We start from the raw sequence: 10,759 nt of genomic DNA on the forward strand, positions 1-10,759 counted from the left end.
GGCCAGCACCGGCAGCGAATTGGCGATACGAACGCCGATGGCGCTTGGCGGCGGCAGCAGGATGAAAGGAATGCCTGCGCCGCGCGTCACCGCCTCCCAGATGATCAGGATCCAGGCGCCGAAGATCGCCGGAATGATCAGCCTCAAAGCGGTCGCCGCCCAGCGCGAGGTCGGGCGAAGTGCGGACAGGACCGTCACGCAGCGCCAGGCCAGAAGCCATGCAGCAGCAAGCAGCAAATAGAAGGAGGCGCGAGCGGTGCCTTCATTGCCGGTTATGCCGGCGAGCAGCAGCCACGCCGCGCCATGCGCGCCGAGGAAGAGCAACACCACGCCAATTGCCGGTGGGAAATTGTCGGCCTCGGTTGCCAGAAGCAGCAACAAGAAAATCAAAGCCGCGGTCGCGATGTCATAGCCGGGCGTCGCATCGACAAGCGGCCAAAGAAGGATCGCGCCGGCAAGAAGCGCAAGCGCTGCATACCCTTGCCACGAGCGGGGCGTGATCGACGAAAGGCTGAGGAGACCGCTCATGCCGGCCTGCCTCCCATGGCGCGGTCGACGATGCGCCCGGCAATGCCGACCACCATCACCAGCAGCGCCGCCACCACCGAGCCGGCAACCAGCGCCGACCAGATGTCGATGGTCTGGCTGTAATAGGCGCCGGCGAGCAGCTTGGCGCCGATGCCGGCGACGGCGCCGGTCGGCAGTTCGCCGACGATGGCGCCGACCAGGCTGGCGGCGACCGCCACCTTCATCGAGGTGAACAGGAACGGCACCGACGCCGGCACGCGCAATTTCCAGAAGGTCTGCGAGGGGCTGGCATTGTAGGTGTGCATCAGATCGAGATGGGTAAGCTCGGGTGAACGCAAACCCTTGACCATGCCAACCGCCACCGGGAAGAACGACAGATAGGTCGAGATCAGCGCCTTCGGAATCAGCCCGGTGACGCCGATCGCTGCCAGCACGACGATGATCATTGGCGCCACTGCCAGGATCGGAATGGTCTGCGAGGCGATGATCCACGGCATCAGGCTGCGGTCGAGCGTCGCCACATGCACGATGCCGACGGCAATCAGGATGCCGAGCGCCGTGCCGAAGGCAAAGCCGAGCAGCGTCGAGGACAGTGTCACCCAGGCATTGTAGACAAGGCTGCGGTTGCTGGTGACCTTGCGCAGAAAAGTGTTCTCGAAGAAATTCACAGCCACCTGATGCGGCGCCGGCAGCGTCGGCTTCGGCTGCGACATCGTCTTGCCGATGAATTCCACAACGCCCGGCGTTTGGTTAGCGCGGCGGTCGAGATCGCGCTGGAACGGCGCGTTGAGGATGACAGCGAAAACATACCAGACGACCACCACGCCAGCGAGGATCGAGGTCACCGGAACGATCTTGTCGCGAAGGGAGTCCATCTAGCAGCCTTCGCCAGACGGATGCACACTGTGCGTTACGCGAGGGGGTAACCACGCTTTCGTCATCCTAGGGCGAAGCCGCCGCGAAGCGGCGCAAATCGAGAGCGCGGTCAACCAGGCCTTCGTCATCCTAGGGCGGAGCCGCCGCGAAGCGGCGGGCGTAGACCCTAGGATCCATTCCGTGACCTCGGCCGAAAGGCCCAAGCGGTCCAGAATATCCGCCAGGCAAGCCACGGCAGACGACGTTCCCTCGAGACAGGGAGCGATGTTCCGCACCGTTGCGGAGCGGGGAGGTAACGGCATGGATCCTAGGGTCTGCGCCGCGTCGCTTCGCTCCTTGCTTCGCCCTAGGATGACGAAGGCGTTGTTGGCCGCGCTCTCAATGAACGCCACTTCGCGGCGGCTCCGCCCTAGGGTGACGAAAGGACGGTTAGCGCCTGCCTCGCAAGGGCGATGCACCTCCTGCGTTGAAGGTGCAAGCCAGTTCCGCTTCACCTCAATCCTCATAGCTGTGTCCTGCCCTGAGCCCATCACGCACCCGTGCCGCGATCGACAGGAACTCCGGCGTCTCGCGGATGTCGAGCGGCCGCTGCTTCGGCAGCGTCGATTCGATGACGTCGCTGACGCGGCCCGGGCGCGGCGACATGACGATGATCCGCGTCGAAAGGTAGACCGCCTCGGGAATGGAATGGGTGACGAAGCAGATGGTCTTGTTGGTCCGCTCCCACAGTTCCAGCAGCTGTTCATTAAGATGGTCGCGCACGATCTCGTCCAGCGCGCCGAACGGCTCGTCCATCAACAAAAGATCGGCATCGAAGGCCAGCGCCCGCGCGATCGAGGCGCGCTGCTGCATGCCGCCGGAAAGCTGCCACGGGTATTTCTGCTCGAAGCCGCCCAGGTTGACGAGATCGAGCGTGCGCTTGATGCGCGCCGCCTGCTCTGACTTGGACAGGCCCATGATCTCCAGCGGCAGCGCCACGTTGCGCTCGATCGTGCGCCACGGATAAAGCGCCGCCGCCTGGAAGACATAGCCATAGGCGCGGCTCTGGCGCGCCTGCTCGGGCGTCATGCCGTTGACGGAGATGCTTCCCGAGGTCGGCTTCTCCAGATCGGCGATGACCCGCAGCAAGGTCGTCTTGCCACAACCGGACGGCCCGATGAAGGACACAAACTCGCCCTTGCCGATGGTCAGGTCGACATTCGACAGCGCCTGCACCGGACCGTCACTGGTCTGGAAGGTCAGGCCGAGCTTACTTGCCGAAACGACGGCTGGCGATGTTCCCGTCATAGGCCGCAGCCTGCCTTTTTGCGCCGCTGCTGCGCCGGCCGGAATCCGGTTGATTTTGCCGCGATGTTGCTTTCCACTCGCCCCGTCCTATCCGACTGAGAGTTCCCACTCGATCGAGAGTCTCCCCGATGCCGCCCAAACCCACTTGTCATCTTATCCGCCCTGAAAGCTCTTATGAAGGCAAGCAGGGACTGAGTTATTTCACCGGTATCGCCGCCGAGACGGTCGGCTCTACCGGCATCTGCATGCATCTGCTCACCATGCCGCCCGGTGCCCGCGCTAAGGCGCATATGCACGAAAGCCATGAAACGGCGATCTATGTGCTCTCCGGCGAGGTCCATACCTGGTATGGCGACCGGCTTGAACAGCAGATCGTGGTCAAGGCCGGCGACCTCTTTTACATTCCCGCCGGGGTGCCGCATCTGCCGGCCAATCTGAGCGACGGCCCGGCCTCGGCGGTCATCGCCCGCACCGATCCCAACGAACAGGAAAGCGTCGTCCTGCTGCCGGAACTGGACGGGTTGGTCGCCTAAGGCCGGCATAAGTGCAATCGCTTCAGGTTTGCGCTGCCCCTCATCGCCCTGCCGGGCACTTCTCCCCGTATAGCGACGGGGAGAAGGACGCCTTCGCAAACGATTTCGCCAATCTCCGACGTCGCCAGAAAGAACGCCGAGGTTGCGTTCAGCCCCTTCTCCCCGTCTCTATACGGGGAGAAGGTGCCGGCAGGCGGATGAGGGGCAGCGCCGACTTCGGCAATAACTAGCACCGGGACAGTACCGTCCTTGCGCAAGCTCACACCCCGGTCGCCGGAATACCGGTGCGTTCCACCTTGCGCGGCGCGGAAATTTCCTTCCAGGTCGACAGCGCCCGGTTGACTGCTGCATTCGGCTCACGAGCGACGAACTCGCCATGGCCGAGCTTCGCCTTGACCTCGTTCTCCTCGATCGACAGTTCGCCGCGCGAGAAGACGAAGCGCGGCAGGCCGGTCACCTCGAAACCTTCGAAGACGTTGTAGTCGATCACCGACTGCTGCTTCTTGGAGGTGATCGTCTTCTTGCGCTTCGGGTCCCAGACGACGATGTCGGCGTCGGCGCCTTCGACGATGGCGCCCTTCTTCGGATACATGTTGAGGATTTTCGCGATGTTGGTCGAGGTCACCGCGACGAATTCGTTCATCGTCAGCCGGCCGGTGTTGACGCCGGTGGTCCACAGCACCGGCAAGCGGTCCTCGAGCCCGCCGGTGCCGTTCGGGATCTTGGTGAAATCGCCGATGCCGTTACGCTTCTGGCTGGTGGTGAACGCACAATGGTCGGTCGCCACCACTTGCAGCGATCCGGCCTGCAGGCCGGCCCACAGCGATTCCTGATGCAATTTGTTGCGGAAGGGCGGGCTCATCACCCGGCGCGCCGCATGGTCCCAGTCCTTGTCGAAATACTCGCTCTCGTCGAGCGTCAGATGCTGGATCAGCGGCTCGCCGAACACCCGCATGCCTTTCTGACGCGCCCGGCGAATGGCTTCGTGGGCCTGCTCGCAGGAGACATGCACGACATAGAGCGGCACACCGGCCATGTCGGCGATCATGATGGCGCGGTTGGTCGCCTCGCCTTCCACTTCCGGCGGGCGCGAATAGGCGTGCCCCTCGGGGCCGTTATTGCCGGCGGCCAGCAGCTTCTGCGAAAGCCCTGCCACCACGTCGCCATTCTCGGCATGAACCAGCGGCAGCGCGCCAAGATCGGCGCAGCGCTGGAACGACGAATACATCTCATCGTCGTCGACCATCAGCGCGCCCTTGTAGGCCATGAAGTGCTTGAACGAGGTGATACCCTTGTCGACGACGGTGGCCATCTCGTCGAACACCTGCTTGCCCCACCAGGTGATCGCCATATGGAAGGAATAGTCGCAGGAGGCTTTCGAGGTCTTGTTGTCCCACATCTGCAAGGCCTCAAGCAGCGACTGCTGCGGCGACGGCAGACAAAAATCGACGACCATCGTGGTGCCGCCGGCAAGTGCGGCGCGCGTGCCGCTCTCAAAATCATCGGCCGAGTAGGTGCCCATGAACGGCATTTCGAGATGGGTGTGCGGATCGATGCCGCCCGGCATCACGTAGCAGCCGCTGGCGTCGAACTCGTGATCGCCATGCAGGTCCGGGCCGATGGCGATGATCTTGCCGTGCTTGAACAGCACGTCGGCCTTCCAGCTGCGGTCGGCGGTGACGATGGTGCCGTTCTTGATGACTTTGGACATTTTCTTGTTCCCTTGTTTTTCTCGCGCTTCTTGGTGAGCGGTGTTCGAAATCCGAATTTCTAGTTCACTCCACGATCACAGCCGTCTCCACCACTGCGTGGAACAGAACGTCGGCGCCGGCCGCCGCCCATTCCTTGGAGATCTCTTCGGCCTCATTGTGCGACAGCCCGTCGACGCAGGGGCACATCACCATTGCCGTCGGCGCGACGCGGTTGATCCAGCAGGCGTCATGGCCGGCGCCGGAGACGATGTTGCGATGCGTATAACCCAAGCGCTCTGCCGCATCCCGCACAGCCTTGACGCAGCCCGGATCGAAAGTCACCGGATCGAAATGGCCGACCTGGTCGATTTGATACTTGATGTCGAGCGCCTCGCAGATCGTGTCGATGCCTTCGCGGATGCGCCCGTCCATGGCGTCGAGCACTTCCTTTTCCGGCGAGCGGATGTCGATGGTGAACATGGTGCGGCCGGCGATGATGTTGCGCGAGTTCGGATAGACTTCCATGTGGCCGACCGCGCCGACGGCATCGGGCTGGTAGTCCATGGCGATCTCGTGCACCAGCTCGATCACCCGCGCCATGCCGAGCCCGGCATTGCGGCGCTTGGGCATCGGCGTCGAGCCGGTATGCGCCTCTTTGCCGGTCAGCGTCACCTGCAGCCATTTCAGTCCTTGGCCATGGGTGACGACGCCGATGTCGATGCCCTCGTCCTCGAGGATCGGGCCTTGCTCGATATGCAGCTCGAAGAAGGCGTGGATCTTGCGCTCACCGACTTTCTCGCTGCCTTTCCAGCCGATGCGTTCGAGCTCCTCGCCGAATTTCTTGCCGTCCTTGTCGACATGCGAATAGACGTCGGCCTGGTCGAGCACGCCGGCGAAGACGCCGGATGCCATCATGGCGGGCGCGAAACGCGCGCCTTCCTCGTTCGTCCAGTTGGTGACGACGATCGGATGTTTTGTCTTGATGCCGAGCTCGTTGAGCGAGCGCACGATCTCCAGCCCGCCAAGAACGCCAAGCACGCCGTCATACTTGCCGCCGGTCGGCTGGGTGTCGAGATGGCTGCCGACATAGACCGGCGGCAGATCGGGCTCGGTGCCCTCGCGGCGGGCAAACATCGTGCCCATCTCGTCGACGCCCATTTCGAGCCCCGCCGCCTCGCACCAGCGCTTGAACAGATGCCGCCCCTCGCCGTCGGCGTCGGTCAACGTCTGGCGATTGTTGCCGCCGGCAATACCGGGGCCGATCTTCGCCATCTCCATTATCGAATCCCACAAACGGTCTGAATTGATTCGCAGATTCTCGCCGGGTGCGGCCATATTCTAAAACCTCATCGATTGCGGCACGCCGGCGTCCCCCTCCCCCTCGAGGGGAGGGTGGCCGCGAAGCAGTCGGGTGGGGTCGCCGAACATGCGCACGACCTTCTCCTTGACCCCCTGCGCGACCTGCCAGGCACTGTTTATGACATCGGGCTCATCAACGCGGAAGACATCGAATCCGAGCGATCGCAGATAGGCGTCACGGACAGCGTCGTGCCGCTTGCCTCGTTCCTGTTCATGCAAATCGCCATCCACTTCGACGACAAGCTTCACAGCGAGGCAAGCGAAGTCGACGATATAGGGTCCGATCGGGCACTGGCGACGAAACTTGATGCCGGCCGATTTCAGCGCGCGCAGTTCATACCACAGCAAGGATTCGCCCTTGGTCGCGTGAACTCGAAGCGCGCGCGCCTTTTGGCGCATTTCGAAACTCACCCGAGTACGAGGCATCAGCGGAGACCTCGCGGCAAAAGATCAGGTCGGCGCACTGGCGCACCGACCCCACCCGACCGCTTCGCGGCCACCCTCCCCTCGAGGGGGAGGGATATCCGCGCCCAGTTCTTCAATCCACCGCCCTCAGCACTTCACGCACATGGTCGATCAATTCGTTGATCTGGCCCTTGGTGATGATCAGCGGCGGCGACAGCGCGATGATGTCGCCGGTAGTGCGGATCAGCGCGCCGCGCTCGAACGCCTTGACGAAGGCCGAGAAGGCACGCTTGGTCGGACTGCCGGGAATGGGCGCCAGCTCGATCGCGCCGATCAGGCCGATGTTTCTGATATCGATGACGTTCGGTTCGCCCTTCAGCGAATGCAGAGCGTCTTCCCAATACGGCGCCAGTTCCTCGCCGCGGGTCAGCAGGCCCTCTTCCTTATAGGTGTCGAGCGTGCCGAGGGCTGCCGCACAGGCGATAGGATTGCCCGAATAGGTATAGCCGTGGAAGAACTCGATCATATGCTCGGGGCCGGTCATGAACGCGTCGTGGATTTCCTTCTTGACGAACACCGCGCCCATCGGAATGACGCCGTTGGAGACGCCCTTGGCTGTCGTCATGATATCGGGTGTGACGCCGAAATAGTCGGCCGCGAACGGCGTGCCGAGGCGGCCGAAACCGGTAATAACCTCGTCGAAAATCAAAAGGATGCCGTGCTTGGTGCAGATCTCGCGCAGCCTCTCGAGATAGCCCTTCGGCGGCAGGATGACGCCGGTGGAACCGGCTACCGGCTCGACAATGACGGCCGCTATGGTCGAGGCGTCATGCAGAGCGACGATCCGCTCCAGCTCGTTGGCCAATTCCGCGCCATGCTCGGGCACGCCCTTGGTGAATGAATTCTTCTCGGGCAGATGCGTGTGCGGCATGTGGTCGACGCCGCCGAGCAGCGTGCCGAACATCTTGCGATTGGTGACGATGCCGCCGACCGAAATGCCGCCGAAATTGACGCCGTGATAGCCGCGCTCGCGGCCGATCAGGCGCGTGCGTGAGCCCTCGCCTTTGGCGCGGTGATAGGCGATCGCCATCTTCAGTGCGGTCTCGACCGATTCCGATCCGGAATTGGTGAAGAACACATGGTCCATGCCCTTCGGCGCGAGGTCGACCAAACGGTTCGCCAGTTCGAAGACGATCGGGTGGCCCATCTGGAAGGCCGGGGCATAGTCGAGCTCGGCGGCTTGGCTCTGGATCGCCTGGGTGATCTTCGGCCGGCAGTGGCCGGCATTGACGCACCACAGGCCGGCGGTGCCGTCGAGAACCTTGCGCCCGTCGCTCGTCGTGTAATGCATGTCCTTGGCGGACACCATCATGCGAGGCGCCTGTTTGAACTGCCGGTTTGCCGTGAACGGCATCCAGAATGCGCTGAGATCGTTCGGCGTGACTTTCAGCCGGTTGGACATGACCAAGACTTTCCCTTGTAACCTGTTTCGCTGCGGCTAACGCTTGGTCTTCCCGACACTTGGTCTCTGCTGCGTTTTCGTGCTACGCAAATTTTGACCGATTGGACAAACGTTAGCACCGCCCTGTCGGCGGTCAAGGGATTACTAGCGGAAATGCGGCAGCGGAAGCGCGCTCCACAGGCCGGAGAAAAACTGGGCCAGAGAATTGGTCCAGATGACCCTCTCGGCAATGTCCTGCGCGGATGACGACAGGCATGGACGCTCCTCGCCGTACCCGCATCCAGCAGGAAAAGCGCGAGCTGATCCTGGAGGCGGCGCTCGAGGTCTTCTCAACCAACGGCTTTCGCGGCTCGACCATCGACCAGATCGCCGAAGCCGCCGGCATGTCGAAGCCTAACCTGCTCTACTATTTTCGCCGCAAGGAGGACATCCACGAGACGCTGATGCAGCGGCTTCTGGACACCTGGCTGGCGCCGCTGCGCGAACTCGACGACATCGGCGACCCCTTGACTGAATTGCGCAGCTACATCAGGCGCAAGCTCGAAATGGCGCGCGATTTCCCTAGGGAAAGCCGCCTGTTCGCCAACGAGATCCTGCAGGGTGCGCCGCGCATCATGCCGATGCTGGAAGGCGAGCTGAAGACGCTGGTCGACGAGAAGGCCGCCGTGATCAAGGGCTGGATGCGCGCCGGCAAGATCGCCCGCACCGACCCCTGGCACCTGATCTTCTCGATCTGGGCGACGACGCAGCATTATGCCGATTTCGACGTTCAGGTCCGCGCCGTGCTCGGGCCCGACCGCGGCGGCGACGGCCGCTTCGAGGACGCGGCAAGATTTCTCGAGCAATTGTTCATCGACGGACTGCAGCCGAAAACCTAACTCTCGTTTCGTCATCCTGCGGCGCAGCAAGGAGCGGCGACGCAGTGCAGACCTTAGGATGACGAAGCTGACGGGCTGCGGCCACCATCGGCTGAATGCGTCGGGCGACCCATCGGCCTCATTATAGCAGTATCGATATCAGGATAAAGTTTGACCTGTTTGACGCGTGCCGGAGTCCCATCTTCCACACAGAGCAACGACATGAAGGCTCAGAGCATGGAACTGAAAGACCAGACAATCCTCATCACCGGGTCGACCGACGGCGTCGGCCGCATCGTCGCGCAAAGGCTCGGCGCCGACGGCGCGCGGGTCCTGGTGCATGGCCGCGATGCGACACGGGGCCAGGCGACGGTCGCCGAGATCGAAGCCGCCGGCGGCAAGGCCGAGCTTCTCGTCGCCGACCTCTCGTCCCTGGCCGAGGCCCGCCGCCTCGCCGAGGCCGTCCGCGCCAGGACTGACCGGCTCGATATCCTCATCAACAATGCCGGCGTCGGCACCGCCGGCCCCAATGCGAGGCGGCAGGTCAGCGCCGACGGCTACGAGCTGCGCTTTGCCGTCAACTACCTCGCCGGCTTCCTGCTCACATCGGAGCTTCTGCCGCTGCTCAAGGCGAGCGCGCCGGCGCGCATCGTCAACGTCGCCTCGGCCGGCCAGCAGGCGATCGATTTCGACGATGTCATGCTGACCCGCAACTACGACGGCGTCCGCGCCTACTGCCAGAGCAAGCTGGCGCAGATCATGTTCACCATCGATCTGGCTCAGGAACTGAAGAACACGGGCGTCACCGTCAACAGCCTGCATCCGGCAAGCTACATGAACACCACCATGGTCCGGCAGGCAGGCATCACGCCGTGGAACTCGGTCGAGACGGGCGCGATGCCATCCTCAACCTCGCGACATCGCCTGCCCTCGAAGGGCGGAGCGGCCTCTATTTCGACGGCCAAAGAGAATCTCGCGCCAACGCGCAAGCCTATGACGCAAAGGCAAGACAGCAATTGCGGACATTGAGCCGCGAGCTTGTCGAGCGCGCTTCGATTTCAGCATCCATGACCGAAAACCCTCACATGCCGTGATCATCGACGGCTCTTCCTGCATGGCCTCGCGACCGCGCGAAAACTGGGAACCGGTTTTCGGAAAAGACCAAGCTCAACAAGACGCCAAAGACCGTGGCGGCTGCCTCCGCGAGGCCGCTGCCCGAACCGTTCAAAGCGGCTGCGCCGCCAGCGCCAGGAACCCTCCAGTCAACGCCACGTTGCCGACAAAGCCGTTGATGCGGGACGCGCGCTCGGGCCCCTGATGATCCCAGAAATTATGGAACATCGGCGTCGCGACAAGCAGGAACAGGATCAGGCATGCGGCCGCCAGGGCGGTCCAGATGCCTACGATCACCAGCCCTCCGGCGACGGTCTGCAAGACGATCCCCAGCCACAGCATCAGCCGCGCCTGCGGCACACCGCGTATGGTCATCAGCTGGGTCAGAAAGGTCACGTTCTGCACATTGCGCAGACCGGCAAAGACGAACGCGCCGCCGAGCAGCAGGCGGGCGACAAGAAGAATCTCATTCTCAAAATTCGACAACATGTTCTTGATCCCAAAAGCAAGAAGGGACCCCCCGCGGGGGCGCCCGGCCCCGCCCGGCGGCCCACGCCGCCCTGGGCGCCCGGGCGTGGAGTAATGGGGGGGTTCGGACCCCGCGCCGGGGGCCCGGGTGTTGTCTTGCCCTCGCGCCGCGCACCCTGG

General features: G+C 63.2%; 9 protein-coding genes and 2 pseudogenes. 3 read left to right on the forward strand and 8 right to left on the reverse strand.

What is annotated here, in order from left to right:
- The 3 genes and pseudogenes from NKH12_RS28370 to NKH12_RS28380 all read right to left on the reverse strand — a co-directional run.
- A pseudogene (locus NKH12_RS28370) lies at positions 1–528 on the reverse strand (ABC transporter permease); the annotation flags it as partial.
- Positions 525–1,403 carry an ABC transporter permease gene (locus NKH12_RS28375; RefSeq protein WP_352956172.1) on the reverse strand — a complete coding sequence of 293 codons (879 nt, stop codon included), beginning with the start codon at positions 1,401–1,403 and terminating at the stop codon, positions 525–527. The gene NKH12_RS28375 and the pseudogene NKH12_RS28370, both read right to left, overlap by 4 nt.
- Before the next feature lie 496 nt (positions 1,404–1,899).
- Positions 1,900–2,691 (reverse strand): ABC transporter ATP-binding protein, encoded by a 792-nt coding sequence (locus tag NKH12_RS28380; protein WP_352956173.1) that lies wholly within the window; start codon positions 2,689–2,691, stop codon positions 1,900–1,902.
- A gap of 128 nt (positions 2,692–2,819) precedes the next feature.
- On the opposite strand from NKH12_RS28380, the gene NKH12_RS28385 reads away from it, so the two are divergent.
- Complete coding sequence (locus NKH12_RS28385; protein ID WP_352956174.1) at positions 2,820–3,224, forward strand: cupin domain-containing protein; 405 nt, start codon at positions 2,820–2,822, stop codon at positions 3,222–3,224.
- A gap of 259 nt (positions 3,225–3,483) precedes the next feature.
- On the opposite strand, the gene hydA is transcribed toward NKH12_RS28385, so the two are convergent.
- The 4 genes from hydA to aptA all read right to left on the reverse strand — a co-directional run bounded on the left by hydA (position 3,484) and on the right by aptA (position 8,141).
- Positions 3,484–4,935: a dihydropyrimidinase gene (gene hydA / locus NKH12_RS28390; protein ID WP_352956175.1), complete on the reverse strand. Its 1,452-nt coding sequence runs from the start codon at positions 4,933–4,935 to the stop codon at positions 3,484–3,486.
- Positions 4,936–4,999: 64 nt separating this feature from the next.
- Positions 5,000–6,250, reverse strand: a complete 1,251-nt coding sequence (locus NKH12_RS28395; protein ID WP_352956176.1) for a Zn-dependent hydrolase — start codon at positions 6,248–6,250, stop codon at positions 5,000–5,002.
- Positions 6,251–6,253: 3 nt separating this feature from the next.
- The gene (locus NKH12_RS28400; RefSeq protein WP_352956177.1) at positions 6,254–6,673 is read right to left on the reverse strand and encodes an endonuclease domain-containing protein; all 420 of its coding nucleotides are present in this window, start codon (positions 6,671–6,673) and stop codon (positions 6,254–6,256) included.
- Positions 6,674–6,812: 139 nt separating this feature from the next.
- Positions 6,813–8,141 carry an omega-aminotransferase AptA gene (aptA, locus tag NKH12_RS28405; RefSeq protein WP_352956179.1) on the reverse strand — a complete coding sequence of 443 codons (1,329 nt, stop codon included), beginning with the start codon at positions 8,139–8,141 and terminating at the stop codon, positions 6,813–6,815.
- Between the two features lie 242 nt (positions 8,142–8,383).
- On the opposite strand from aptA, the gene NKH12_RS28410 reads away from it, so the two are divergent.
- The gene (locus NKH12_RS28410) at positions 8,384–9,019 is read left to right on the forward strand and encodes a TetR family transcriptional regulator C-terminal domain-containing protein (RefSeq protein WP_502910856.1); all 636 of its coding nucleotides are present in this window, start codon (positions 8,384–8,386) and stop codon (positions 9,017–9,019) included.
- Between the two features lie 216 nt (positions 9,020–9,235).
- Positions 9,236–10,092, forward strand: a pseudogene (locus tag NKH12_RS28415) (SDR family NAD(P)-dependent oxidoreductase).
- A gap of 130 nt (positions 10,093–10,222) precedes the next feature.
- On the opposite strand, the gene NKH12_RS28420 reads toward NKH12_RS28415, so the two are convergent.
- The gene (locus NKH12_RS28420) at positions 10,223–10,600 is read right to left on the reverse strand and encodes a DoxX family protein (RefSeq protein ID WP_352956181.1); all 378 of its coding nucleotides are present in this window, start codon (positions 10,598–10,600) and stop codon (positions 10,223–10,225) included.
- Positions 10,601–10,759 lie beyond the last annotated feature (159 nt).

It is taken from the genome of Mesorhizobium sp. M1322, from assembly GCF_040318085.1.
GTDB lineage: Bacteria > Pseudomonadota > Alphaproteobacteria > Rhizobiales > Rhizobiaceae > Mesorhizobium.

Bases quoted from the DNA above. Each gene is read 5' to 3' on its own strand.
- NKH12_RS28375 (WP_352956172.1), bottom strand. From the start codon at position 1,403: ATGGACTCCCTTCGCGACAAGATCGTTCCGGTGACCTCGATCCTCGCT.
- NKH12_RS28380 (WP_352956173.1), bottom strand. From the start codon at position 2,691: ATGACGGGAACATCGCCAGCCGTCGTTTCGGCAAGTAAGCTCGGCCTG.
- NKH12_RS28385 (WP_352956174.1), top strand. From the start codon at position 2,820: ATGCCGCCCAAACCCACTTGTCATCTTATCCGCCCTGAAAGCTCTTAT.
- hydA (WP_352956175.1), bottom strand. From the start codon at position 4,935: ATGTCCAAAGTCATCAAGAACGGCACCATCGTCACCGCCGACCGCAGC.
- NKH12_RS28395 (WP_352956176.1), bottom strand. From the start codon at position 6,250: ATGGCCGCACCCGGCGAGAATCTGCGAATCAATTCAGACCGTTTGTGG.
- NKH12_RS28400 (WP_352956177.1), bottom strand. From the start codon at position 6,673: ATGCGCCAAAAGGCGCGCGCGCTTCGAGTTCACGCGACCAAGGGCGAA.
- aptA (WP_352956179.1), bottom strand. From the start codon at position 8,141: ATGTCCAACCGGCTGAAAGTCACGCCGAACGATCTCAGCGCATTCTGG.
- NKH12_RS28410 (WP_502910856.1), top strand. From the start codon at position 8,384: ATGACGACAGGCATGGACGCTCCTCGCCGTACCCGCATCCAGCAGGAA.
- NKH12_RS28420 (WP_352956181.1), bottom strand. From the start codon at position 10,600: ATGTTGTCGAATTTTGAGAATGAGATTCTTCTTGTCGCCCGCCTGCTG.